A 25,117-nucleotide genomic window follows, 5' to 3' on the forward strand; every position below is an offset into this window, starting at 1 on the left:
CAAATTATGGGGAAATGAAAATGAAATTTATGGAAGAGGCTGACATGTTTCGGCCATCCTTACTAATCCTGACTATACTTTTTGGTCTACTGGCATTTTTTGGTCCTACTGATGGTAGCCTTGGCATGATTAGCCAATTAATGTTTGGCATTTTTGCTTCACTGCTTGTTCTATACTTCGTTTTAAAATTTATTCAAAAACGTAAGAAATTAAAGTAGTTGTCCTAAATAATTAAGTTTATTTTTCTTTTAATGTATCTATAGCACCTACTTTTACTAGGTGAAATCTTCTTATGACATAATCATTGCCGGTGGTGGATTGGCTGGTCTTACCGCTGCGATATTATTAGGTAAAGATTATGATGTGCTATTAATCGATCCAGATACTTATCCTAGACATAAATTATGTGGTGAATATTTAAGCAATGAAGTACTTCCATTATTTGATCAGCTAGGAATAAATATTCAGGCTCTTACCGATGTTTCCATTTCTAAACTTCACCTTACGCTAAATTCTAACTTTTCTCAAATGACTAGTTTGCCATTGGGAGCCGTTGGTGTATCTAGATTTTGCCTAGACAAGGCACTGTATGATAAGGTAATTGTCAAAGGTTGTCACAAAAAGGATAAAGTAGTTAATGTCATAAAAGACTCGACAGGATTCAAGGTTATTACCAAACAAGATGAATTTACTGCAAACCAAGTTCTTATAGCAACAGGAAAAAGGTCGTTATTAGATAAAAGTTTAGATCGAGAATTTATCAAGTTCAAGACTCCATGGCTGGCAATCAAACGACATTATAATTATGAAATGGATAAAAATGAAGTAGGATTACATCATTTTGATGGAGGATATGCTGGCATTTCGATGGTAGAGAATGATACGGTTAATCTGTGTTATTTGGCAAATAATAAGGAGTTCTCTAAATATAAAAATGTTCAAGATTTTGAACGAAAGGTGCTGTCAAAAAACAGTTACTTAGAATCATTTTTTGAGAAGGCATCTCCATTATGGGAAAATCCGCTTTCAATTTCTCAAATCAGTTTTCAAAAAAAGTCTGCTGTTGTTAATGATTGTCTTGCTGTAGGTGATGCAGCTGGTCTAATACATCCGCTATGTGGCAATGGAATGGCAATGGCTATTCATAGTGCCTTTATAGCTTCTAAATTTTTAAAGCGTAGATTAGAAAAACAACTTTCTCAAGAGGAGATGTTGCAAGGCTACACAAGAGAATGGGAAGGAACGTTTGGCTCAAGATTATACGCTGGTAAAAAATTACAATCATTACTACTGCAACCTAGTATTAATAAATTTGCTTTTAAGATTATCAAACATGTTCCAAAGGTTCTACCAACCATCATAAAACATACCCATGGCCAATCTGTCACATATTCGTTATAACCGCGATTTACGTAATGATCTGCCAGAACTTATGGATGCGCCCGATATCGATCCTGATACATTAAAGGCAGCGGTAGAGGATATTAATAAAGTAAATAATTTACTAGGTGGTTATAGGTTTACACTTAAAGCTATTAAAAACATCATTAATAAATCAACAAATAAAAATCTCAATATTGTTGATTTAGGTTGTAGTAATGGGAGTATGTTGCGCTATTTACACGATAACCTTGATAATAGCGAGATTGAATTTTTAGGTATAGATTTAAGTGCACAAAGCATTGATAATGCGCGCAATTTAAATAAAGGTTATGATAGAGTACGCTTTCGCGAAAGCGATATCCTTGATTTAACCGCTCAAGACATTAAGTGTGATATACTCATAAGTACCTTAACTTTTCATCATTTCACAGATACCCAAATCATAGAGTTTTTAAAAAAAGCAGAGGAATTGGGAGCTCAACATATTATAATTAACGATTTACATAGACATTATCTAGCTTTTGTTTTTTTTAAATATTTAAGCCCTATTTTTATCAAGAACTATATCTCCAGACATGACGGTTTAATCAGTATAGCTTCAGGTTTTAAAAAATCTGATTTCAGGAAATACGCACAGGAAGCAAAATGTACCTCTTATAGATTAAATTGGAAATGGTCCTTTAGATATGTATGGCTAATCTCTCTTGAATGAACGTAACAATAAATGCTGTAAGTACCTCTGCACCGAAGTACTATAAAGAAACTAAAGATATTTTACCCTTTGTTGACACCTGGTTGTCTGAGCAAGATTCTAGATTTAAACGTAAGGCTATCAAAATTTTTGAAGGTGCTGGAGTAGACAAGCGCTATTCCATTATGGAACCTACCGAGGTTTTTACAGCAAGTAGTTTTCAAGAACGTAATGATATATACAAAAGGGAGGTAGTTCCTCTTGCTAAGAAAACGATCATAAATGCATTAGAAAAGGCAAATTGGCAGGCACAGGATCTAGATTATATAATTACAGTAAGCTGTACTGGAATTATGATCCCTTCTATTGATGCTTATTTAATCAATGAGCTCGATATGAGACAGAATATTGTGCGATTACCTGTCACAGAAATGGGGTGCGTTGCTGGTGTTTCGGCAATGATCTATGCTACTGAATTTTTAAAGGCAAATCCTAATAAGCGTGCTTGTATACTCGCTGTTGAAGCGCCTACAGCTACTTTTCAACTGCAAGATTATAGTATGGCAAATATTGTGAGTGCAGCCATATTTGGGGATGGATGTGCTTGTGTTCTCATGTCTTCCCATAAAAATGATAAAGGTCCAAAAGTAATAGGTAACGGCATGTATCATTTTCCTGATGCTACTCACATGATGGGATTTGAATTAGTTAACACAGGACTTCAAATGGTGCTGGATAAAACAGTTCCTGAAACAATTGCTTCACATTTTGAATCGATTATTCACCCTTTTTTAAATGGCTATGATAAAACAATTGATGATTTGTCTCATTTGGTGTTTCATCCGGGTGGTAAAAAGATAGTACAAACGGTTCAAGATTTATTTGAACCATTGGGCAAAAATATTGATGATACCAAGGAAGTCTTACGACAATACGGTAACATGAGTAGTGCTACTGTGTTATTTGTGTTAGAGCGATTCATGAATAAGGAAATAACTGCAGGAGAATTGGGTCTAATGCTTAGCTTTGGTCCTGGTTTTACTGCACAAAGAGTATTACTAGAATGGTAAAAAAATATTCTAATAAATGGGCTCTTATATTAGGAGGTAGTTCAGGTTTAGGCTATGCTAGTGCTTTAGAATTAGCTCAACAAGGTATGAATTTGATAATCGTCTATAGAGCTAGCAGAATGATGATGGAGAAAGTGAACAGGGATTTTGAACAATTAAAATCCTATGGAATAGAGCTTATTACATTTAATAAAGATGCAACGCGATCCATAGTGGTGGACGAGATTTCACAGGCCTTGGTAACTAAAAACATTAAATTACATATTCTCTTGCATAGTATTGCAAAAGGGAATTTAAAGCCCATTAGTAAAGAACAAGACTCATTAATTAGTCAAGATTTTGAGCAAACAGTTAGTTCTATGGGTTTATCGTTATATACCTGGTCAATACAATTGTTGAAAAAGGACTTATTTGACAAACCAGCACGTATTATAAGTTTTACAAGCGAAGGAAGTAGTCGTGTGCTTTCGGGATATGCTGCGGTAAGTGCCGCCAAGACTACATTGGAATCTATCACTCGCAGTCTGGCCGTTGAACTTGCGCCTTATCAAATTACAAGTATTTGTATTCAAGCTGGAGTAACCTTAACTCAAAGCTTGTCTCGCATTCCCGGCGTTGATCAAATTATTGAGAAAACCAAAAAACGCAATCCATTTAATAGATTAACTCAACCACAAGATATTGCGAGAGTAGTAGAGCTTATGTGTGATCCTGCAAGTTTTTGGATTAATGGAGATGTTATAAAAGTCGATGGTGGCGAGCATTTACGATAATTATGAAGGAAGGCGATATAATTAAAAGGTTACCCTACGGTAAGGATTTCTGTTTTGTAGATGGGATCAATGAAATTCATGAAAATGGAGTAGTAGGATGGTACCGCTTTCGCGAAAGCGAATCATTCTACAAACATCATTTTAAGAATAATCCAGTAACTCCTGGCGTAATCTTGACAGAATGTATGGCTCAAATAGGGTTAGTATGTTTTGGAATTTACCTTAATCCATCTTTGGAGCATGCTAGTATAGTGATGACGGAAAATCATGTGATATTCGAAAAAATAGTACTACCCGATGAAGTTGTAATAGTCTCTTCTACATTAGTTTATTATCGATTTAATAAACTAAAGGTTCAAGTAAATATGAGGAATGAGAACAACGAAATTATTGCTCGTGGAACATTGAGTGGTATGATTACTGATCACTTTTAAAAATATTGTCCTATACCGAAGGTGATTCCCGAGCTATTATAATCTCCTGCAATTCTTACACCGTAGTCAATTCGTATCACCGCATTGAAAATACGTTTATGTATAAATCTAAATCCTATTCCTGAATAAACGTTTAATCCATCAGCGCTAAAAGCATTTTCTATAGTTGCAAGTGGTTTTCTCACTGCACTAGCATCTACAAACGTATTGCTTTGTAAAACAAACCAACCTTTTTCAAACAAGGTGTGACGGTATTCAGTATTTACAGTAATGGCACCGGTATGACGATCAACTGTATTTCCCGAACCTCGTAGGTTAAGTTGATTATCTATGGTGAAAGGAGCAAATTCACTACCATTAAAACTTGAATAGGCTAGCCTGATTCTATTAGCCAAATTCCCTTTTTTTGCAATGCGATAAAATCTTTCAGAATCCCATCTTACTAGAAGAGTATTACTCAACTCATCAATCATTCCTGTTTTATATTCTAGATTAATTTGATTCCTTGATCCCTCAATATATTGATAATCTATATTGATGTGATTATTCTCATATTCACTTAATATACTATATCTCTTCTCTTGAATGTGTTCTGGTAAATTAAGGATAGTTAGGTCTTCAATTCTTTCATAACGCTCGTCGCTATACTTTACTCCTAATTGAAAATTGTTGTGAAAATTATGTTCATAGAGCACATATAGGCTAGCGTTAGGATTATTGAATTTATATATTTGTTCTTCATTATTTTGATAAACGGGTTCTCTTGTAATATTGCTTATATAGTTTACACCAATTCCCCATTTGTTTGAAATAGCGTAGGGTGCTTCCCAGTACAATCCATAACTGTTAAAAACGTTTTTGGCATAGAAACCACCTACGATTTGATTGCGGCCTAGTAAATTAAATTCAAATAAGGATAATCTATAAGAAAAACTATCATCACTAGCTTGGGATACTCGAACTCCAGGAATAATAGTGAAGTTTTCAACTATTGAAAATGCTATTGTAGTTCTATTTTCATCATTAGTTAATTGATAGGTAGCTTTTGCTATTCCAGCTAAACGATTAAGCCGCTCTAAATCAGAATTAAGTGTTTTAAAATTAACAACATTACCTTCCTTAGTTTTAATTAAATATCTTAGAAAGCTTTCCTTAGTTTTTTTCAAGCCTTCAAATTCGATTCGCTCAATGATCATATCATTCTGCGCAAAGGAACTAGTTATTACGAGGTATATTATGAGTGCTACAGCTTTTTTCATAAAGCAAAACTAAGCTAGAACGGTTTCCAAGATATCTTCAATTAATATGAATTGTATTACATAATTATCACAACCATGTCTGTTTTATGTAGTACATTTAAATAAATAACATTAATGGGTAAAGATAGAAGAGTAGTAATTACTGGACTAGGTGTAGTAGCACCTAATGCTATTACCATACATGACTTTCATAAAGCTTTACTTACTGGTACATCTGGCTTAAAACATCAAAAGGAATTAGAAGAATTACAATTTAAGTGTCAAGTAGCTGGGAAACCGCAACTCACCCAAGAAATAATTGACCAACATTTCACAGCGCTACAACAAAGAGGACTTCTTGCAACTGGTTTAATGTATGGTGTAATTAGTGCTAAACAAGCCTTTGAGAATTCTGGTATCGGTTTTAAAAACAAGTCCTATCATGAAGACATAGGAGTTGTTTTTGGTACAGGACAAAGTGGTGGAGATAAGTTTAGAGAGGCAATACACCACATAGATGACAACAACGTAAGGCGTTTAGGTAGCACTAGTGTTATCCAAACTATGAGTAGTGGTGTAAGCGCTTGGATAAGTGGTGAATTAGGTTTAGGTAATTGGGTAACGACTAACAGTAGTGCTTGTTCTACCGGTACCGAAGCTCTTTTGATGGGATACAATCGAATAAAGTCAGGTAAGGCTCGTGCCATGTTAGTCGGTAGTTGTAGTGATTCTGGACCCTACATTTGGGGCGGCTTTGATGCTATGCGTATTTTACCTACTAAATACAATGACAAGCCTGAGATGGCTAGTAGACCATTATCACATGATGCCTGCGGTTTTGTTCCTGGTAGTGGAGCAGGCTGTTTAGTATTAGAAACATTAGAAAGCGCCTTATCTAGAAAGGCAACAATCTATGCAGAGGTAAAAGGAGGACATTTAAATAGCGGTGGACAAACTAATGGCGGCTCAATGACTGCTCCCAATGGTCTTGCAGTACAAGCTTGTATTAAAACAGCTTTAATCGAATCAAAAATAGATTCTTCTCAAATCGATGTTATTAATGGTCACATTACAGCTACTAGTAAAGATGGCTTTGAGGTGAAAAATTGGTCTGCAGCTTTAAATAGGTCAGGCAAGGATTTTCCATTCATAAATTCTTTCAAATCCACAATAGGTCATTGCCTGGCAGCATCTGGCAGTATAGAGCTTGTAGGTTCTACATTGCAACTTCATCATCAAGTGGTATATCCTAATATCAATATTTCTCAATTACATCCGGAAATTGTTTCTGTGATTGATAAAGAAAAAGTTCCATTAAAACCTATTAAAACTAAAATTCATTCGTTGGCCAAAGCAAGTTTTGGATTTGGAGACGTAAATGCATGTGCAATTTTATCTACCTTTAAACCTTAAAAATGATCAATGACAACTCAAGAAATACATCAAAAATTATTAGAAATTGTAAAGGTTTACTTGCCACAGGATGTGACAGAAAGTTCTATTAAACCAGAAAGCCACCTCATGCAAGATCTAGGAATCAATAGCGCTCACCTTGTTGATATTGTTTTGGATGTGGAAGATACTTTTGATATAATGCTTGATGAAAACGACATGCAGCAAATGCAACGCGTTGAGGATGCAACTACAGTCATACAGAACAAATTATAAAAAGCGTTAATTTTTCAATCGTTTGCAGTTAAACAATCTTAATAGCCTAGTGATTAAAAGGTGCTAGTTGTATTTTTAAAATAAAAAATGCAAGATAAAGCACCATTACTTAAGGAAACACCTACCGACCATCCAATTACCGATATAATAGAAAATCGATGGAGTCCACGAGTTTTTTCCGATGCTCCAGTAACTGCAACAGATTTATATAGTTTGTTTGAAGCTGGTCGTTGGGCTGCTAGCTGTAACAATTGGCAACCCTGGAATATTGTTTATGGAATCAAAGGAAGCGAGGCTTACGACAGAATTTTTGATTGCTTGGACGATTTTAATCAGCAATGGGCCCAAGACGCTCCAGCTCTCGCTTTAGCAGTAATGGATACAAAAAATCCAGATGGTAACAATAATTTTCATGCCCTTTATGATCTTGGACAATATGTAGCAACTATGGCTATTCAAGCTCAATCAATGGGAATAGCTGTTCACCAGATGGCAGGATTTGATCACGAAAAAGCAAAATCTGAATTCAAATTCCCAGAACAGTATCATTTTACAACTGCAATTGCCATAGGACATTACGGTGGTGATCCTAGTAAGCTACCTGATGATTTAGAAGAAATGGAGCATGGAAAACGCTCTCGAAAACCTCAAGAAGAATTTATTTTTAATGGGGATTATGTGAAAAGAGCTGATATCCAATAAATAAAGAAAACTCCCGAATTTAATTCGGGAGTTTTTCTTTTTAAATCATAGCCAGGCCTTGAGCTTTGGTTAAAATCAAATTCAAAAACTCATACGTATTACGCTAACGATTTCGTAATTTTGCACTACAAAAATTGAGAAATAGCGTCATGCAAGATCAAACACCATATACCCCAAAAAATAAAGTAAGAATTGTAACAGCTGCTAGTCTATTTGATGGACATGATGCTGCTATTAATATAATGCGCCGTATTATTCAATCAACCGGTTGTGAGGTAATTCATTTAGGTCATGATCGCAGTGTTGAAGAAGTGGTAAACACAGCAATTCAAGAGGATGCAAATGCCATCGCAATGACATCCTATCAAGGTGGTCACAATGAATACTTCAAATACATGTATGATCTACTCAAGGAAAAAGGAGCTGGTCATATTAAAATATTTGGTGGTGGCGGTGGAGTAATCTTGCCTAGCGAGATTCAGGAATTGATGGATTATGGAATTGAGCGTATTTACAGTCCAGACGATGGTCGTGAAATGGGACTACAAGGAATGATCAATGATCTAGTAAAACGATGCGATGTTCCTGTTCCCGCTTTCGCGAAAGCGAAATTAAACGGAGAATTATTGCAAAACGACGTGCCTACTATTGCGAGATTGATATCGCTGGCAGAAAATAGGCATGAAGATTTTGAAAAACACTTTGCAGATGCAGATAAAACGGATAGTCAAGCACCTGTTTTAGGTATAACAGGAACAGGTGGAGCTGGTAAATCCTCATTAGTAGACGAGTTAATTCGTAGATTTTTAATCGATTTTCCAGAGAAAAATATAGGTATAATATCAGTTGACCCATCAAAGCGTAAAACTGGTGGAGCGCTGTTGGGTGATCGCATACGCATGAATGCAATCAACAACGATCGTGTTTACATGCGTTCACTAGCAACGCGACAGTCTAATCTTGCACTATCAAAACACGTTCAAGAAGCAGTAGATGTTCTTAAAGCTTCTAATTATGATCTAATCATTCTAGAAACTAGTGGAATCGGGCAAAGTGATACAGAAATTTTAGAACACAGCGACGTGTCTTTATACGTGATGACTCCAGAATTTGGTGCGGCTACACAATTAGAGAAAATTGACATGTTAGACTTTGCCGATGTCGTTGCCATAAACAAATTTGACAAGCGAGGTGCTTTAGATGCTTTAAGAGATGTCAAAAAACAGTACCAGCGCAATCACAATTTATGGGAAACAGATCCTGAAACGCTACCAGTATTTGGTACTATTGCTAGTCAATTCAATGATCCTGGTATGAATGCCTTATATGAGGCTTTAATGTTAGAAGTCACCAATAAAACAGGTGTTGATTTAAAACCACAAAGTGAATTAAACAAATCACAAAGCGAGAAGATATTTGTAATTCCACCAGCACGAACACGTTATTTAAGTGAAATCGCAGAAAATAATCGCTCGTACGACGCAACGGCCAAAGCTCAATCTGAAACTGCTCAAAAGCTATTTGGTGTTTTCAAAACTATTATTACAGTTCTCGATATAAAGAATGAGAATCAAACTGATTCTCTATTAGCGGAAAAAGGATTAAACGAAGATGAGATTTTAAATCAAGCTAATTCTTCAGATAAAGAATTTATTGATTTATTAATCGCCCAATTCAATAAAACTCTTAAAGACCTGGATCCATACAACTGGGAAATTATTACAGGTTGGAGTGAAAAAGTTAACCGATATAAACAACCTGTTTATGAGTTTCAGGTACGTGATAAGGTAATAAAGATTGATACGCACACAGAAAGTTTGTCACACCAACAAATTCCAAAAGTTGCGTTACCTAAATACAGCGCTTGGGGTGATATTTTACAATGGTGTTTACAAGAAAACGTACCTGGCGAATTTCCATATACCGCAGGATTGTATCCATTTAAAAGAACAGGAGAAGACCCTACTCGTATGTTTGCTGGTGAAGGTGGACCAGAACGTACAAACCGTCGTTTCCACTATGTGAGTTTAGGCATGCCAGCTAAGCGATTAAGTACAGCTTTTGATAGTGTAACGCTTTATGGTAATGACCCAGGCCACAGACCAGATATTTACGGTAAAATTGGTAATGCAGGAGTAAGCATATGCTGTCTAGATGATGCTAAGAAACTGTATTCCGGATTCGATTTATCGCACGCAGCAACTTCGGTTTCTATGACTATTAATGGTCCAGCACCTATGTTATTAGGCTTTTTTATGAATGCTGCCATAGATCAAAATTGTGAGAAATACATCAAAGAAAATGGTCTAGAAGATAGAGTAGAGGCTAAATTAAAAGAGCTTTATGATGATCTAGATCTAGAACGACCACAGTACCATGGTGATTTGCCAGAAGGTAACGATGGATTAGGTTTGATGCTTCTAGGAGTTACTGGTGATCAGATATTAGAACCAGAGGTTTATAACAAAATTAAAGTTGAAACACTTAACCAAGTACGTGGTACTGTACAAGCAGATATTCTGAAAGAAGATCAAGCTCAAAATACTTGTATTTTCTCTACTGAGTTTGCCCTTAGATTAATGGGTGATGTTCAAGAATATTTCATTGAAAAAGCAGTTCGTAATTTCTATAGTGTTTCTATTTCTGGTTATCACATTGCCGAGGCTGGTGCCAATCCAATTACACAACTAGCATTTACACTAGCTAATGGATTTACGTATGTTGAATACTACTTAAGCCGTGGTATGGACATTAATAAATTTGGACCTAACTTAAGTTTCTTCTTTAGTAATGGTATCGATCCAGAATATTCTGTGATAGGTCGTGTAGCAAGGAAGATTTGGTCTAAGGCGTTAAAACACAAATACGGAGCAAACGCTCGTGCACAAATGTTGAAATACCACATCCAAACTAGTGGTCGCTCGTTACATGCACAAGAGATTGACTTCAACGATATAAGAACCACCTTACAAGCACTTTATGCAATTTACGATAACTGTAACTCGCTACACACAAATGCATATGACGAGGCGATAACAACACCTACAGAAGAAAGCGTACGTCGTGCGATGGCAATCCAGTTAATCATTAATAAAGAGTTAGGTCTTGCTAAAAACGAGAACCCTATTCAAGGTTCGTTTATAATTGAAGAACTGACCGATCTAGTAGAGCAAGCCGTTCTTACAGAATTTGATCGCATCACAGAGCGTGGTGGCGTGCTAGGTGCTATGGAAACCATGTACCAGCGTAGCAAGATTCAGGAAGAAAGTATGCACTATGAAATGTTAAAGCATACTGGTGAATTTCCAATAATCGGTGTAAACACTTTCTTGAGCAGTAAGGGAAGTCCTACGGTGTTGCCAGCAGAGGTTATCCGCGCGACAGAAGAGGAGAAACAAGCTCAAATTGCTACAAAGGATAATTTGCATACCGCTTTCGCGAAAGCGCAACAAGAACAGCTATCTGCCATACAAGAAGCCGCTGTTAAGAATGAAAACATCTTTGAACACTTAATGGAAGCTGCTAAAGTTTGTTCGCTTGGACAGATCACTGAAGCTCTATTTGAAGTAGGTGGACAGTATAGAAGGAACATGTAAGTAATTACAAACTTGTATCTAATAAAAATGCGCCAGTTAAAAAGGTGCATTTTTTGTTTTCATGGATTAACCAGATTATGTAGTCGTAAATTATTGCTTTTGAGAAACCTCCTAAAACTTAAAGAAAACTTAATGTTTTGATGTAGTTTTTTGCTTAAATACAGGTTTAATATATTTGAAAATAAGCCAGAATTACATTGAAAGTTTCCTTATTATTTTTAGTATTTACAAGTTCTTATTTATCGTTTGCTCAAAAACAAGTGCCAAAGGACTCCACAGAAGTCACAAAACCTACCAATTGGGCATCATGGGGTAGAGCGAGTTTTATATTTAATCAAAGTGCCTTTAATGATGAATGGCAAGGTGGTGGAGTAACTAATATTTCAGGTGATGTAAGTCTTACATATGATATACAGTATAAAAAAGATAAGCTGTCTTGGGATACGAGGGCGCTGTTAGAATTTGGACTTTCACAGGTTAAGGACCAACGTTTTTTACGCAAGACAACCGATAGATTTGAGGTTACCAGTATAGTGGGTAATCAAATAAATAAGAGTTTTTGGAATTATAGTACAATTTTCAATTTTAGAACACAACTTATCTCTGGATATGAATTTTCAAATAAAGAAGAGGTCAATCCAGATGGCAGTGTGAGCACCATTCAAGATAGAACAGAAATTTCTGGTGGTTTTTCGCCATCGTATTTTCAACTAGGTCTAGGTATATTGTGGAAAAAGTCCAAAAGCCTTAACCTTAATGTAGCACCGGCTACGACAAGATTGATAACCGTATCATCCAGATTTACAGATGTTGACTTGAATGATCCTGCTGCGGTTGAAAGCTATGATCCTTTTTTTGGAGTTGAAGCCAATAAGACTGCGAGATGGGAAGTAGGTGCTTCTCTTCGTGGCTATTCAAAGCTCGAGGTAGCAAAAAATATTCATATGGAAAATGTTCTAAGCTTATACAGTGATTACTTGGACGAACCTGAGAATGTGGATATTGATTTTACTTTCAATCTTTTTCTGAAGGTTAACGATTATATAAGCGGTAATTTTGCCTTTCAAACGATTTACGACGATAACACCGTTAAAGGTTTTCAAGTACGTCAGGTGATCGGTTTAGGATTTAAATATGCTCTAGGTGAGAAACCTGAAAAACAAGCTTAGTTAGTTTTTTATTACTATCAGGAAACTAGTACACTCTATAGGTATTACGCTTTCGCGAAAGCGAAACTTATATCTAGTAACACGTATCAGATAGATTCATTTTTTCTTTAATAAAGTGTAAAGAAATTTAAACAATTATCTAATTAACAAAGTATTACCACCAATTTCTGTAAGCTTCGGTAACTTCAAAACATGAATTGGAGAAAATTATTTCAAGTACTCGGTATTGTTGCAGCTCTTTTATCATTAATGCCCTTAGTAGCGGCAGACTTTTGGTGGATAAGAATTTTTGATTTTCCTCATCTACTCCTTACCAGTTTTACGTTCATTGCCATAGTTCTATACTTTTTTGTTTTTAAGCCGAAATTCATAAACGACTATACCTATATCTTGATTTTATTAGCTTGTTTTGGTTTTCAATTGACCAAAATAATTCCCTATACATTTTTATATCCTACAGAATTATTAGAAACTCAGAAAGTATCCAATCAACAGGATGATATATCGCTTTACGTTGTTAATGTACTACAGAAAAATAAGGATCAATCTGCAGTAATTAAGGATATTAAAGATGTAAATCCAGATATAGTGCTTGCACTTGAAACTGATCAAAAGTGGGCTAAAAGCTTTAGAATTGAATTACAGAATAAGTATCCTTTTGTAGTGGAACAACCACAGGATAATACCTATGGTATGTTACTTTATAGTAAATTACCGTTATCAGATATAAAGATTAATTTTTTAGTGGATAAAGAGATACCTTCAATTGAAACTAAGGCTACAACTTCACAAGGGGAAATCATCCAACTATATGCAGTGCACCCAACACCGCCCATGCCACAACACAATCCTATGTCTTCTGATAGGGACAAGGAACTCATGCTCGTGGCTTTAAAGGCTCATGAAAGTGATTTGCCAGTTGTGGTTATGGGAGATTTTAATGATGTTATTTGGTCAGATGCTACACAGCTTACACAACGTATTGGTAAATTATTAGATCCTAAAAAGGGACGCGGTTTTTATAATTCATATCACGCAGAATATTTTCCATTAAGATGGCCACTGGACCATATTCTAGTAAGCAATGACTTTAGGTTTGTCGCTATGGAAACCAGACCTTATGTAGGAAGTGATCATTACCCATTATACTTAAAAGTCTCTCTAGAGTCTGAAATTAAAGAGGAACAGCCCGTTCAGATCATTGAGAAACAGGACTGGCAAAGATGCAAGGATCAAATGAGTAAAAATGGTATGAGTAGTTTTCTTGAACTGCCTAATCAGTTGAGAAATCTTATGAACTAGCTAACCACTATATTTTTATAGTAAAACGTTTCTATGATGTACATTTGTTGAACTAATCAAGACAAATGGAAACAATACCATCACAACCAGAATACAGATCCAGACGTAATCGTGAACCCTTTAAAAAGGAATCAGATGCCTATGGTATCAAAGATTCCTTAAAAGATGTTTTCAACAAATATGCTGTTTTTACAGGTAGATCTAGAAGATCGGAATATTGGTTTTTAGTATTGTTCAATATACTCGTAGTATTTGGTTTGTATTTACTATTAATACCTTTTGCAGTCAATCAAAGTGAAGATGGTCTCATTTTAATACTCATTTTGTGGTCATTATATATGTTGACCGTTTTTATTCCTTCGCTAGCCGTAACTGTAAGAAGATTACATGACACAGGCAGAAGTGGATGGAACTATTTTTTAAGTTTAATACCTTTCGTTGGTTCTATTATTTTGATTATTTACCTAGCGGAAGACTCTCAACCTGGTCACAACAATTGGGGCCCAAATCCTAAAGGTATAGGCAATAACACTTTTAATTTTAAATCTGAAAACAATCCATCTTATTCTCAACCTTCATATGAGAAAGATGCTTTTAAAGATTTTTAATGAACTTTAAGTATCTAGCTACTGAAGAAATCCTTTATATACAAACCAACAAATGATAATGAAAAAAGGTCTAGTACTATCTGGCGGTGGTCATAGAGGTGTCGCACACGCAGGAGCATTACAAGCAATGAAGGAATTTGAGCTGTTTCCAGATGAGGTTTCAGGTTCAAGTGCTGGTGCTATTGTAGGTGCAATGTATTGTGCTGGTTATGAACCAGAAGATATATTAAGTATGTTCAAAGAAATAAAACTATTTACGTTTTCAACATTTGCTCGTAGTAAAGCTGGTTTTGTCAATAGCGATGTGTTCAGAAATTACCTAATTAAGTATTTTCCCGATAATTCATTTGAAAAGCTAGAGCGTAAGTTGTTTGTAACAGCTACAAGCTTGATCACAGGACAAAAGAAAGTATTCAGTGACGGTGATTTAATTTCTTCTGTTCTAGCTAGTGCGGCGGTTCCAGGTGTTTTTACACCAGTTGAAATTGACAATGACCTATATACAGATGGAGGAATTATTGATAATTTTCCTTGTAAACCACTTGAGAATAGGGTGGATGAGATGTATGGAGTATATGTATGTCCCTTAAAGGAAATGAATAAAAACGATTTCAAAAGAACTATCGATGTGATTAATCGCGCCGTAAATTTAAAAATGCACGATAGGTCTTTAAAAAAGTTTAAATATTGCAAATGGGTGATAGCACCGCAAGAATTAGAGAGCTATCATTTATTTCAAGCCTCACAAGCCGATGCTATTTTTGAAATCGGATATCGTGAGGCTCTAAAAGTATTGAAACTACAGTATTCTTAATTAATTGTATAAGCTGTAAGTTCTTGATTTGATTCAATACGATCCGTACTAGGAATAGGAAGATTTACACCTAAACTACTAAAATCTTCAAGCTGGTATGTAAATACTACATCCGATTTGATTAGACCAACATTTTCAACCCAATAGTTATCAATTACGATAACATCTTGTGCGTTCATTACTGGTACGGTAGTGGTAAATCCTGCTACTTGAACATCGCTAGTTATGGTAGCATTTACTATTAATTGACTGTATAATACATCGCTGTAGTTAGAACCATTTACTTGAAGACTAGTCACATCACTTTGCTGGACTGTTCTTGCTGTATAAACGATATTTAAATCATAACCTTGAACAGGTTGAGTTGTCATACCGGTTGTGGAGAAAAGCTCTTGATTTGCTCCTGCATTTTGATCATAAAGAGGCGCATTGTTGATAGAAATATCAAAATCGTTCAATCCTTGAAAACTTAAATTCAAATTTCCAGATCCTAATAACCTACCTGATTCTTTGGTTAATGTACCACTAGTCAAAATAGTACTCATTAAACCATTAGCAGGATCTGGATTACTTTGTAACGTAAAGCTGGAACCCGTTTCATTTGAAATAGTTAATACATCTTGAGAAACTACACCATCAGTAGTAACATCATAATTCCAAGAGCTATTCAAAGAGCTAGGGAAATAATCAAAATCGGTTCTAGGAGATTCATCATCGCTGGAACATGATGCAATAATGAATAAGAGGGTTGTGGCTAGTAGATAGTTAAGTTTTGACATGTTATTGTGTTCTGTAAGTTATTGGTAAAGATACTTTTATCTTCATGGGTTCGTCATCCTGATTCATTGCGGGCTTTATGATATTGAGTAGCGCCACCATTCTTTCTGCTTCAAGAGTTAAATAAGGATTATAAGTGTTTCTTGTTATCGATTTAATACTGGAAATCTGTCCTTGATCATTAATTTCATAATTAACGTAAATCCTATTAAAATTGCTTAGGGTAAATGTTTCACCGATACTAGTGTCGTAATTGTTAACGACAATACCGTTTACTGTAGATTTAAAACAATCACGCAATAAATTATCAGTATTAGAAGTACCACATTCCTTCAATGTAGGAAATGATTTTATCATGAGGAAAGTTTCTAAAGAGTCCTTCTTTTCAGTTACCTGACTCATACTTTCTTTAATATCCATTAGTTTGCGTAAACTAGATGTTTTAGTAAGGTAAGAGTTGTCAGCGTCATATTCATCTAGTTCGTCATAGACATCGATTGCAGCGGTAATGTAATCGTTAGCATGAAAATAAAATCCTTTTAAGTATAGAGCTTCTTCTACTTGGTTAGAATCTTTACTTTTTGAAATGGTTTCATTTAAAATATTTAAGGCCTTTTGAGAATCACCTTGAGAAAATAAAGATCTTAAATCTTTTACCTCTTCTACTTGGTTAGATTCTTTTTTTTCTTCTTTAGTGGTTGTATTTTTTATTGATCCACAGGCAATTACAAAAAAAGCTGCAACAGCCAAACTTATTATTGATTTGTTTTTCATACGGGCTAATCTACATATTTAAATAGCATATAAGCAAATAAAGTGCTTTTCAATCCAAATCTAATATTACAGACTCATTATATTTGCTTACATGGCAGGAAATACAATAGGTACCATATTTAAACTCACCACCTATGGAGAATCACACGGTGTGGCTATCGGTGGTGTTATTGACGGATGTCCTTCGGGAGTTGAAATCAATCTAGAAGCGATTCAATACGAATTAGACAGGCGTAAACCTGGTCAAAGTAAAATAGTTACTCAACGTAAAGAAAGTGACACAGTTCAATTTTACTCAGGTATTTTTGAAGGTAAAACCACAGGAACACCAATAGGCTTTCAAATTGTAAATGAAAATCAAAAGTCAAAAGATTATTCGCATATCAAAGACTCCTATAGGCCTAGTCATGCCGACAAAGTTTATCAGGATAAATATGGTATAAGAGATTATCGCGGTGGTGGTCGCAGTAGCGCTCGTGAAACAGCTTGTAGAGTAGTTGCTGGAGCAATTGCAAAACAAGTACTAAACGGTATTAAGGTAAATGCATTCACTAGTAGTGTAGGAGATTTATTCATAAACAAAATGTATCAGGAGTTAGATTTTTCACAAATCGACTCAAATGATGTGCGTTGTCCAGATTCTTCTACTGCACAGGCCATGCAAGAAAAAATTATGCAAGTACGCAAATCTGGCGACACTATAGGCGGCACGATAACCTGTGTAATTCAAAATGTTCCAGCAGGATTGGGAGAACCCGTATTTGATAAGTTACATGCCGATTTGGGTAAAGCTATGCTTTCAATCAATGCTGTTAAAGGATTTGAATACGGTAGCGGTTTTTGTGGGGCCAAAATGAAAGGTAGTGAGCATAATGACCTTTACAATCAAGATGGCACAACCCAGACCAATTTGAGTGGTGGAATTCAAGGTGGAATTTCAAATGGAATGGACATTTATTTTAGAGTTGCCTTTAAACCAGTTGCCACCATTATGCAGGATCAAGAAACTATTGATCATGAAGGTAATAAAGTGATTATGAAAGGTAAAGGTAGACATGACCCTTGTGTAGTTCCTCGCGCAGTTCCCATAGTAGAATCTATGGCTGCAATAACTATTCTAGATCATCTACTTAGATCAAAAACAATAAAATTATAGTAATTACGCTTTCGCGAAAGCGGTCCAACCTACCGAACTATTCGTGAGCAACAAACAATTTATATGAAGAAATTAGCTTTACACTGGCAGATATTAATTGGAATGGTAGTCGGAATCCTATTCGGTATAGGAATGGCTCAATGGGATGGAGGAAAAGATTTTGTAGGTGATTGGATAGCTCCATTTGGTAAAATATTTGTCAATTTATTAAAGTTAATTGCTGTACCCTTAATTCTAGCATCGCTTATTAAAGGTATATCCGATTTAAAGGATATCGCCAAATTTCGCAACATGGGATTGCGTACCATTCTTATTTATATAGGAACTACTGTAATTGCTATAACGATAGGATTGGGAATTGTCAATCTGGTAAAACCTGGATCAGGAGTTTCTGAAGAAACAATAGAAAAATTAAGTCGTACTTACGAGGGTAATGAGAATATTCAAGGAAAGCTAGCAACTGCTGCTGCTCAAAAAGATGCAGGTCCTTTACAAGCTCTTGTAGATATGGTACCAGATAATGCTGTGAGCGCAATGTCCAATAACAGTTTAATGTTACAAGTCATATTTTTCGCCATTTTTCTAGGCATAAGTATGTTATTAATAGGAGAGGAGAGATCGCAACCACTTAAGAACTTTTTTGACAGTTTAAACGATGTAGTATTGAAAATGGTTGATTTGATTATGCTCACCGCACCATTTGCAGTATTTGCTTTACTAGCAAATGTTGTTGTAAGTGCCGATGATCCTGAAATCTTATTGGCCTTATTATATTATGCACTTACTGTTATAGCAGGATTGTTCTTAATGATTGTAGTTTATTGTCTGATTTTTGCCCTTTATGTAAAAAAGTCACCGTTTTGGTTTCTTAACAAAATGGCACCAGCTCAATTACTTGCTTTTTCAACCAGTTCCAGTGCGGCAACTTTACCAGTTACCATGGAACGTGTTGAAGAACACATGGGTGTTGAAAAAGATGTTTCCAGTTTTGTACTACCAGTAGGAGCAACCATTAATATGGATGGGACAAGCTTATATCAAGCAGTGGCAGCGGTATTTGTTTGTCAAGCTCTCAATATCGAGATAGGTCTAGCTGGACAATTAACTATAATTTTAACAGCTTTATTAGCATCTATAGGAAGTGCAGCTGTTCCAGGAGCAGGCATGGTGATGCTTGTAATCGTATTAGAGTCTATTGACTTTCCATCAGAATTGTTACCAGTAGCATTAGCTTTAATATTTGCGGTAGATAGGCCACTTGATATGTTGCGAACCACGGTTAATGTAACTGGGGATGCTACAGTAGCATCGGTAGTGGCAAAGAGTTTAGGAAAGTTTGGTGAACCAGATGTTAAAAATTGGGATGATAATTTAGATGAAGTGACTTCTTAACATTGTGTTAATAAAAAGTTTAAGGTAGTTTATCGAAAAACTACAATCAATTAACATTAAAAACTTCAAAACCATGTAGCTTTATAATGCTAAAATATTGATTTTGAAGTTTTTCTATTTTATACTCATTTTATGTTCTGTTCAACTCTCCGTTGGACAAGTAGGAATAGGAACTACCACACCTAATAGTGCTGCTGCGCTAGATATAAATGCAGAAATAAGTACAGGTGTATACGGTGGTTTAAAGTTACCTACTGTGACATTGGTCCAGCGTGCTGCTATAACCACACCGATTCCTGATGGAATGATGATTTATCTATCTGATGGATCTTTAAGATGTTTACAAATTTATAGTCAATTGACTGGTTGGGATGATGTTTACTGTATGAATCAACCACCTGTAGCTGCTAACGTCGTGATATCATCTGAAAATCTTGTAGGTGAAACATTATCCACTACCTACGATGAAACTAACAGCAGTTTTCAAACTGATAATGAAAATGATACACCAGGTTTGCCCTTATATCAATGGTATACCAATACTACCAATTCTGGTGTAGGAACACCCATTGCAGGAGCAACTAATAGTACTTATACCATCACAGCAGCAGATGCTGGTAACTATATCTATTTAGGAATTACGCCTACAACAACAACTGGAGCCAGTCCTGGAATCGAGGCAATTAGTTCATATAGTTCTCAAATTGAGTATGCGCCAACGATAGTTGAGTTTGATCCACAATTATCTACAATATCTGAAGGAGCCGTACCCGATGATATTAATTTAGTTTTTGAATATCCTTATACTTCAACTACAGCTGTTGATGTAACCATCTCAAGTGATGACTATTCTAGATTGCAAGAAACAGGACCTGTTACGATAACTATACCAGCCAATCAAACCTCACCATACACGACAACCGTATTTAACGTTCAAGATAACTTGCTATTGGATGGAACCGCAAACCTAACTTTTACCATTACAAATGTTACTGGTGGATTAGGAACAAACTCAATAGGTACAGATGATACTGATCTTTGGGATGTTTACGATGATGATGGAGTACCCGTTTTATTGGGAATACAAGATTTTGAGACTACTCCAGCTTTACCTACATTAAATTACACCGATAATGCTACGGGTAGCTTACAAACGGGAGTAGGAACTGCGCCTAATACACCTACCTATATTGACTCTAGATCATATGGAGTTAATAATGATTATGCTGATATAGATTTTGGAAGTGTTGATGCTAGTGGTTTCTCCTCGGTAACAGCTACATTTAGATTGGCTAGCTTTAGTTTAATTTCCACCGGTAATGGTGCAGATGGAGGAGATTATATAGATGTATATGTTAGTACCGATGGTGGTTCAACTTATAGTTATGAATTAGAAATTTTAGGAAATAGTAATCGACGGTATGATTTTTCGGCTACTGGATCTTACTCTCTAAATTATGATGGTAACAATATAAGCACCTCTGTAGTTACGCCAACTGGATCTAGTGGTTATTCTACAGTTACGATTACAGGAATCCCAAATAGCGCTAATTTGGTTTTTTCAATCGTAATGTATAATGATCATAATAATGAGCTTTGGGTAATTGATAACGTAGAATTATATGGTAATCCGTAAATCTTTTTTATTCCTTATACTTGCTTCCTTAGTATTAGGAAAAGTTTATTGTCAAGTCGGTATTAATACCAATTTACCTGATAGTGCGGTTGCTTTAGATATAAATGCTCAAACCAGTATAAGTTTTGGCGGTATGCAAATACCTTTGGTCACACCTGCACAACAAGCTAGTATCAATACAACAGCTTCAAGCGATGGGACATTAGTTTACGTAAATTACACAACCCAACAGTGTTTAGAAATTTATGATGGAGTAACAAACTCATGGCAACAAATTCACTGTTCTACGGTTACTTCACAACTCATTATATCTGAATATATTGAAGGTGGTGGTAACAATAAATTTATTGAACTTTATAATGGTACTTCAAGTACTATTGATTTATCGACCATTAAACTAATTATTTTTAGGAACGGAGGTGATTTTCCCATTGGAGGTACCGATCGTGAAATATTCATTACAGGAAGTATCGCTCCCGGAGACACTTTTGTAATTGCAAACGTGCTGCAAACTGAAGTTTCAGCATCCGTGATAGATTATAATGTGCCGAATGCAGGTGACCCATTAGACTTTAATGGTGACGATCCTGTTTTGTTAACTGATTTATCAAATAATATTATCGACGTGGTGGGAATTCCAGGAACTGATCCTGGAACTGGTTACGCTGTAGATGGACAAGATACCTACCTAAACGGTATCAGGAGATTAGCTTCAATTACAGATCCTAATGCCTCATGGAATACATCAGAATGGACCGCACATCCTGAAAATGATTTTTCACATTTAGGCACACGATAATTTCTAGATTTCTATAAATAGAGTCTATTTTTCAGTAATCATTACAAGATTACTGTATATTTTAGTAGTTTGCACATGCAATCAAGCCACAATTATATCTTATGAATATTTGTTTTATTATGTATCCATGGGAAGAAATCGTTCCTGAAACCGATAGTTCCCTTACCCTAATTCATGAATGTGTTAAAAGAGGTCATAAAGTGGCCATTGCAACGCCATCTAACCTAACAATACGTGGTAGTATAGCTTATGCTTTTTCTAAAGTTATACGTAAAATGGATAAAGTTCCTGCTCAAATGAAATCGTTTTATAAAAAAGCTGAGTTTAAAGAAAAAATGCTTCCTCTAGCTGGCTTTGATATAATCATGATGAGAGCAAATCCACCTCTTGATCCCATAGCCTTAAATTTTCTAGATAGTGTAAAGGAAGATGTCTTTATAGTAAACGATATTGAGGGATTACGTGAGGCAAATAACAAATTGTACACTGCTTGTTTTGATGATCCAAACAATGAAATCATTCCAGTTACTCATGTTTCCAAAAACAAGAAGTACCTTAAAAGCGTGATTAAGGAAAATCCGAAAGACAAAATGATTATGAAACCTCTCAATGGCTATGGCGGAAGTGGTGTAATCATGATTGAAAAAAATGCAATGCAAAATGTTAACTCTTTGCTAGACTTTTATATTGATAATAAGGATGGAACCACTAATTATGTAATACTTCAAGATTATATTGAGGGAGCAGATAATGGCGATGTTCGTATATTGTTACTCAACGGTAAACCTATAGGTGCAGTAAAAAGAGTACCTAGTGGTGATGACCACAGATCTAATATAAGCGCAGGTGGTTCATTTCAAAAACATGCTCTCACAAAAGCAGAAAAGAATCTTTGCAATAAAATTGGACCAAAATTAGTTAAGGATGGTCTTTATTTTGTTGGAATTGATGTGATCAATGGTATGCTTGTAGAAGTTAATGTAATGTCACCTGGTGGAATTTCATACATTAATAAAGTCAACAAAACAAAATTGCAGGAAAAGGTAATCAACTATTTTGAAGAAGTAGTTGAAACCGAAAAAAAGGCTCAAGAACGTCGTAACAAACTCAAGTTATCTCTACAAGATGATTAAACTGAGTATTAAAGAAATCATAGAAAAAATTAGAAAGGAAGAAACCTTTCATGCGGTAGCATTTGATTATTCTTTTATTGTTAAGATAGAAGATTATGTTCCTTTTTTTGCAGCAGCCGTTCATGACGGACATCATTTTGATGCTTCCTTATGGTCGCAATGCTTACACTCAGAATATGAGCGTTGGTATGAGGAAGATCCCTCGACAGGTCAAATGATTTCTGATACACCAATTACTCTTATAGGTTTAGACAGTAGATTTGAGTACGATCTTAATCGAGCTCCAGATACTGCGATCTATGATTCTGCATGGGGTAAAAAATTGTGGAGTACACCGCTTTCGCGAAAGCAGAAAGAACAACAACTTCAAAAACACAACAACTTCTATAGAGTAGTTAAAGCTCTTTCTCATAAACTTGAAGAAATGTATCCTGCGGTTGTCGTTTATGACATGCACAGTTATAATTACAAAAGATGGGATAGAGAAGTTCCAGTGTTTAATATTGGTACTTCAAATGTAGATGAAGATAGATACAGAGTTGCTATAACTGAATGGCAAGAAATGTTAGATGACTTACCCTTACCAATAGATCAAGAGGTCAGGTGTAATATTAATGATGTTTTTCAAGGTAACGGATATTTCTTAAAATTTATAACCGCAAATACTCAAAATACACTAGTTCTAGCAACAGAAATTTCTAAAATCTATTGCGACGAACTCACAGGGCAATTATTTCCTGATGTTATTAAATCGGTTCAAGATCTTTTAAGATATTACATCAAATCTCATGCGCATAATTTTCAAACAACATATGGATTGAAATAAGAATGAATAGTACATCAAATTCCATACTTGAAATAGATCGCAGTCTAGATAGGTTGATAGGTAAACTAGAATTACTAGGCTATATCAATCCACAGAATATTGCAAAAGAGAAGAAAACGTTTTTTCAGAAAAGATACAATTACGAACCCAATTTTAAATATCGTAAGATAAAATTTAATCCCTATAAACTACACAGGCTATTTTTTAGTCAACGCTTGGAGCGTATTGACAACGAGATTATTAGGGATTTTTATAAAGATATCATTTACTATTACAGTGGTATGGTTGAATGTATCGAGACCATAGGAGATACAGGCAACAAATTTTATTATAACAGTTTGAGGTATTACGGTACGCCAACAGAAAAAATGGTAGAAAATGCTCGTTTTATACTTCACTATACCGATAATATTGAAGAGAATCAAAAAGAAGATGAGTTTCTCACCACGGAGGAAGCTATAAGTTTTTTGAAGACTATAAAGTCAATTACAATTTTGACTTTACTATTAAGACTAGTAGTGCTATGAGCGCAAGTGCCATGGTCTCCAATATTGACCAGGCTTTAATACTGAAACGTAATTCTAAATTTAGTAAACACCAGCTTAATGTATTGGCTCACCATGAGATAGGAGTACATTTGGTAACTACTTTTAATGCATTGGAACAGCCATTAAAGGTCTTTAAGAACGGTTTCCCTAATAATGTTGAAACTCAAGAAGGACTCGCTGTAATGGCAGAGTATATGACAAATAATCTTACGATCGATCGATTAAGAGAACTAGCCTATCGAGTAATAGCTGTAGATTCCTTACTTAAAGGGTACACATTCACTGACACTTTTGACCTGCTTCACACTAAATACAAGTTAGATAGGGATAAAGCATTTGCTATCACTTTAAGAGTGCATCGTGGTGGTGGTTTTACTAAAGATGCTCTTTACTTATCAGGTTTAAAAAAGATCTATGACCTTTTTAAAGAGGATCAATCAATAGAACTACAATTAAGAGGTAAATGTTCCCTTGAGTATAGTGGTATAGTTCAGGAGCTAGAGCGTGAAGGACTTTCTATTCCTATTTCTTACGATTCATTGTCTTTAAAAAACAATTTGAATACAAACGAAACTTTAGATTTTATTCTGAAACATTTAAAATAGAAAAATTTAAAAGTGAATTATAA

At 35.3% G+C, this 25,117-nt stretch carries 24 protein-coding genes; 21 read left to right on the forward strand and 3 right to left on the reverse strand.

The genetic code is table 11. From position 1 onward, the window contains the following. Window positions 1-279 precede the first annotated feature (279 nt). From BST91_RS04920 to BST91_RS04940, 5 genes are read left to right on the forward strand one after another with little or no spacing between them, the layout of a single operon-like run. Window positions 280-1,401: an NAD(P)/FAD-dependent oxidoreductase gene (locus BST91_RS04920; RefSeq protein ID WP_085774677.1), complete on the forward strand. Its 1,122-nt coding sequence runs from the start codon at window positions 280-282 to the stop codon at window positions 1,399-1,401. After that, on the forward strand, window positions 1,373-2,095 hold the full coding sequence (locus BST91_RS04925; RefSeq protein ID WP_085774678.1) for a methyltransferase domain-containing protein: 723 nt from the start codon (window positions 1,373-1,375) through the stop codon (window positions 2,093-2,095). Before BST91_RS04920 ends, BST91_RS04925 begins: the two co-directional genes overlap by 29 nt. Beyond that, complete coding sequence (locus BST91_RS04930; RefSeq protein WP_085774679.1) at window positions 2,092-3,144, forward strand: type III polyketide synthase; 1,053 nt, start codon at window positions 2,092-2,094, stop codon at window positions 3,142-3,144. The genes BST91_RS04925 and BST91_RS04930 overlap by 4 nt, the downstream gene beginning before the upstream one ends. Beyond that, window positions 3,138-3,917: an SDR family oxidoreductase gene (locus tag BST91_RS04935; RefSeq protein WP_085774680.1), complete on the forward strand. Its 780-nt coding sequence runs from the start codon at window positions 3,138-3,140 to the stop codon at window positions 3,915-3,917. Before BST91_RS04930 ends, BST91_RS04935 begins: the two co-directional genes overlap by 7 nt. 2 nt (window positions 3,918-3,919) lie before the next feature. Beyond that, complete coding sequence (locus BST91_RS04940) at window positions 3,920-4,351, forward strand: 3-hydroxyacyl-ACP dehydratase FabZ family protein (RefSeq protein ID WP_085774681.1); 432 nt, start codon at window positions 3,920-3,922, stop codon at window positions 4,349-4,351. On the opposite strand, the gene BST91_RS04945 is transcribed toward BST91_RS04940, so the two are convergent. After that, the gene (locus tag BST91_RS04945; protein WP_085774682.1) at window positions 4,348-5,610 is read right to left on the reverse strand and encodes a POTRA domain-containing protein; all 1,263 of its coding nucleotides are present in this window, start codon (window positions 5,608-5,610) and stop codon (window positions 4,348-4,350) included. The genes BST91_RS04940 and BST91_RS04945 overlap by 4 nt on opposite strands. 114 nt (window positions 5,611-5,724) lie before the next feature. Here BST91_RS04945 and BST91_RS04950 point away from each other — a divergent pair, with 114 nt between their 5' ends. The 8 genes from BST91_RS04950 (at window position 5,725) to BST91_RS04985 (ending at window position 15,448) form a co-directional block, all read left to right on the forward strand. Then, a complete protein-coding gene (locus BST91_RS04950) occupies window positions 5,725-7,002 on the forward strand; it encodes a beta-ketoacyl-[acyl-carrier-protein] synthase family protein (protein WP_085774683.1) in 1,278 nt (425 codons plus the stop codon). A 9-nt stretch (window positions 7,003-7,011) separates the two neighbouring features. After that, window positions 7,012-7,257 (forward strand): acyl carrier protein, encoded by a 246-nt coding sequence (locus tag BST91_RS04955; RefSeq protein ID WP_060522513.1) that lies wholly within the window; start codon window positions 7,012-7,014, stop codon window positions 7,255-7,257. An 87-nt stretch (window positions 7,258-7,344) separates the two neighbouring features. Then, a complete protein-coding gene (locus BST91_RS04960) occupies window positions 7,345-7,959 on the forward strand; it encodes a nitroreductase family protein (protein WP_085774684.1) in 615 nt (204 codons plus the stop codon). A gap of 149 nt (window positions 7,960-8,108) precedes the next feature. Then, entirely contained in the window at window positions 8,109-11,555 is a 3,447-nt protein-coding gene (locus BST91_RS04965; protein WP_085774685.1) for a methylmalonyl-CoA mutase family protein, read from the forward strand. A gap of 197 nt (window positions 11,556-11,752) precedes the next feature. Next, window positions 11,753-12,724 carry a DUF3078 domain-containing protein gene (locus BST91_RS04970; protein WP_085774686.1) on the forward strand — a complete coding sequence of 324 codons (972 nt, stop codon included), beginning with the start codon at window positions 11,753-11,755 and terminating at the stop codon, window positions 12,722-12,724. 192 nt (window positions 12,725-12,916) lie between these two features. Further along, window positions 12,917-14,026, forward strand: a complete 1,110-nt coding sequence (locus BST91_RS04975) for an endonuclease/exonuclease/phosphatase family protein (protein ID WP_085774687.1) — start codon at window positions 12,917-12,919, stop codon at window positions 14,024-14,026. A 65-nt stretch (window positions 14,027-14,091) separates the two neighbouring features. Beyond that, window positions 14,092-14,634, forward strand: a complete 543-nt coding sequence (locus BST91_RS04980) for a DUF805 domain-containing protein (protein ID WP_085774688.1) — start codon at window positions 14,092-14,094, stop codon at window positions 14,632-14,634. A 58-nt stretch (window positions 14,635-14,692) separates the two neighbouring features. Beyond that, a complete protein-coding gene (locus BST91_RS04985; protein ID WP_042280139.1) occupies window positions 14,693-15,448 on the forward strand; it encodes a patatin-like phospholipase family protein in 756 nt (251 codons plus the stop codon). Here BST91_RS04985 and BST91_RS04990 read toward each other — a convergent pair. Together BST91_RS04990 and BST91_RS04995 are read right to left on the reverse strand one after the other, a co-directional pair. After that, window positions 15,445-16,227: a chorismate synthase gene (locus tag BST91_RS04990; RefSeq protein WP_085774689.1), complete on the reverse strand. Its 783-nt coding sequence runs from the start codon at window positions 16,225-16,227 to the stop codon at window positions 15,445-15,447. The two genes, BST91_RS04985 and BST91_RS04990, sit on opposite strands and share 4 nt — an antisense overlap. Window position 16,228: 1 nt before the next feature. Then, complete coding sequence (locus BST91_RS04995; RefSeq protein WP_085774690.1) at window positions 16,229-16,999, reverse strand: tetratricopeptide repeat protein; 771 nt, start codon at window positions 16,997-16,999, stop codon at window positions 16,229-16,231. A gap of 91 nt (window positions 17,000-17,090) precedes the next feature. On the opposite strand from BST91_RS04995, the gene aroC reads away from it, so the two are divergent. The 8 genes from aroC (at window position 17,091) to BST91_RS13455 (ending at window position 25,094) form a co-directional block, all read left to right on the forward strand. Next, on the forward strand, window positions 17,091-18,155 hold the full coding sequence (aroC, locus tag BST91_RS05000; RefSeq protein ID WP_085774691.1) for a chorismate synthase: 1,065 nt from the start codon (window positions 17,091-17,093) through the stop codon (window positions 18,153-18,155). Window positions 18,156-18,218: 63 nt separating this feature from the next. Next, window positions 18,219-19,547, forward strand: a complete 1,329-nt coding sequence (locus tag BST91_RS05005; RefSeq protein WP_042280146.1) for a dicarboxylate/amino acid:cation symporter — start codon at window positions 18,219-18,221, stop codon at window positions 19,545-19,547. A 103-nt stretch (window positions 19,548-19,650) separates the two neighbouring features. Then, window positions 19,651-21,183: a hypothetical protein gene (locus BST91_RS05010; RefSeq protein ID WP_085774692.1), complete on the forward strand. Its 1,533-nt coding sequence runs from the start codon at window positions 19,651-19,653 to the stop codon at window positions 21,181-21,183. Continuing rightward, entirely contained in the window at window positions 21,170-21,982 is an 813-nt protein-coding gene (locus tag BST91_RS05015; protein ID WP_085774693.1) for a lamin tail domain-containing protein, read from the forward strand. Before BST91_RS05010 ends, BST91_RS05015 begins: the two co-directional genes overlap by 14 nt. A gap of 101 nt (window positions 21,983-22,083) precedes the next feature. Further along, a complete protein-coding gene (gene gshB / locus BST91_RS05020; RefSeq protein WP_082586866.1) occupies window positions 22,084-23,115 on the forward strand; it encodes a glutathione synthase in 1,032 nt (343 codons plus the stop codon). Continuing rightward, complete coding sequence (locus BST91_RS05025; protein ID WP_085774694.1) at window positions 23,108-23,941, forward strand: N-formylglutamate amidohydrolase; 834 nt, start codon at window positions 23,108-23,110, stop codon at window positions 23,939-23,941. Before gshB ends, BST91_RS05025 begins: the two co-directional genes overlap by 8 nt. Before the next feature lie 2 nt (window positions 23,942-23,943). Continuing rightward, the gene (locus BST91_RS13450; protein WP_317043063.1) at window positions 23,944-24,468 is read left to right on the forward strand and encodes a tyrosine/phenylalanine carboxypeptidase domain-containing protein; all 525 of its coding nucleotides are present in this window, start codon (window positions 23,944-23,946) and stop codon (window positions 24,466-24,468) included. After that, entirely contained in the window at window positions 24,465-25,094 is a 630-nt protein-coding gene (locus BST91_RS13455) for a tyrosine/phenylalanine carboxypeptidase domain-containing protein (protein WP_317043064.1), read from the forward strand. The genes BST91_RS13450 and BST91_RS13455 overlap by 4 nt, the downstream gene beginning before the upstream one ends. Window positions 25,095-25,117 lie beyond the last annotated feature (23 nt).

It is taken from the genome of Nonlabens tegetincola (assembly GCF_002117085.1).
Lineage (GTDB): Bacteria > Bacteroidota > Bacteroidia > Flavobacteriales > Flavobacteriaceae > Nonlabens > Nonlabens tegetincola.

What these genes read in the sequence shown, in the direction of transcription:
- BST91_RS04930 (WP_085774679.1), top strand. Translation starts at nt 2,092, where the DNA reads ATGAACGTAACAATAAATGCTGTAAGTACCTCTGCACCGAAGTACTAT.
- BST91_RS04960 (WP_085774684.1), top strand. Translation starts at nt 7,345, where the DNA reads ATGCAAGATAAAGCACCATTACTTAAGGAAACACCTACCGACCATCCA.
- BST91_RS04975 (WP_085774687.1), top strand. Translation starts at nt 12,917, where the DNA reads ATGAATTGGAGAAAATTATTTCAAGTACTCGGTATTGTTGCAGCTCTT.
- gshB (WP_082586866.1), top strand. Translation starts at nt 22,084, where the DNA reads ATGAATATTTGTTTTATTATGTATCCATGGGAAGAAATCGTTCCTGAA.
- BST91_RS13455 (WP_317043064.1), top strand. Translation starts at nt 24,465, where the DNA reads ATGAGCGCAAGTGCCATGGTCTCCAATATTGACCAGGCTTTAATACTG.
- BST91_RS05005 (WP_042280146.1), top strand. Translation starts at nt 18,219, where the DNA reads ATGAAGAAATTAGCTTTACACTGGCAGATATTAATTGGAATGGTAGTC.
- BST91_RS04980 (WP_085774688.1), top strand. Translation starts at nt 14,092, where the DNA reads ATGGAAACAATACCATCACAACCAGAATACAGATCCAGACGTAATCGT.
- aroC (WP_085774691.1), top strand. Translation starts at nt 17,091, where the DNA reads ATGGCAGGAAATACAATAGGTACCATATTTAAACTCACCACCTATGGA.
- BST91_RS04985 (WP_042280139.1), top strand. Translation starts at nt 14,693, where the DNA reads ATGAAAAAAGGTCTAGTACTATCTGGCGGTGGTCATAGAGGTGTCGCA.
- BST91_RS13450 (WP_317043063.1), top strand. Translation starts at nt 23,944, where the DNA reads ATGAATAGTACATCAAATTCCATACTTGAAATAGATCGCAGTCTAGAT.
- BST91_RS04925 (WP_085774678.1), top strand. Translation starts at nt 1,373, where the DNA reads ATGGCCAATCTGTCACATATTCGTTATAACCGCGATTTACGTAATGAT.
- BST91_RS04990 (WP_085774689.1), bottom strand. Translation starts at nt 16,227, where the DNA reads ATGTCAAAACTTAACTATCTACTAGCCACAACCCTCTTATTCATTATT.
- BST91_RS04965 (WP_085774685.1), top strand. Translation starts at nt 8,109, where the DNA reads ATGCAAGATCAAACACCATATACCCCAAAAAATAAAGTAAGAATTGTA.
- BST91_RS05015 (WP_085774693.1), top strand. Translation starts at nt 21,170, where the DNA reads ATGGTAATCCGTAAATCTTTTTTATTCCTTATACTTGCTTCCTTAGTA.
- BST91_RS04945 (WP_085774682.1), bottom strand. Translation starts at nt 5,610, where the DNA reads ATGAAAAAAGCTGTAGCACTCATAATATACCTCGTAATAACTAGTTCC.
- BST91_RS05025 (WP_085774694.1), top strand. Translation starts at nt 23,108, where the DNA reads ATGATTAAACTGAGTATTAAAGAAATCATAGAAAAAATTAGAAAGGAA.
- BST91_RS04940 (WP_085774681.1), top strand. Translation starts at nt 3,920, where the DNA reads ATGAAGGAAGGCGATATAATTAAAAGGTTACCCTACGGTAAGGATTTC.
- BST91_RS04950 (WP_085774683.1), top strand. Translation starts at nt 5,725, where the DNA reads ATGGGTAAAGATAGAAGAGTAGTAATTACTGGACTAGGTGTAGTAGCA.
- BST91_RS04995 (WP_085774690.1), bottom strand. Translation starts at nt 16,999, where the DNA reads ATGAAAAACAAATCAATAATAAGTTTGGCTGTTGCAGCTTTTTTTGTA.
- BST91_RS04955 (WP_060522513.1), top strand. Translation starts at nt 7,012, where the DNA reads ATGACAACTCAAGAAATACATCAAAAATTATTAGAAATTGTAAAGGTT.
- BST91_RS04935 (WP_085774680.1), top strand. Translation starts at nt 3,138, where the DNA reads ATGGTAAAAAAATATTCTAATAAATGGGCTCTTATATTAGGAGGTAGT.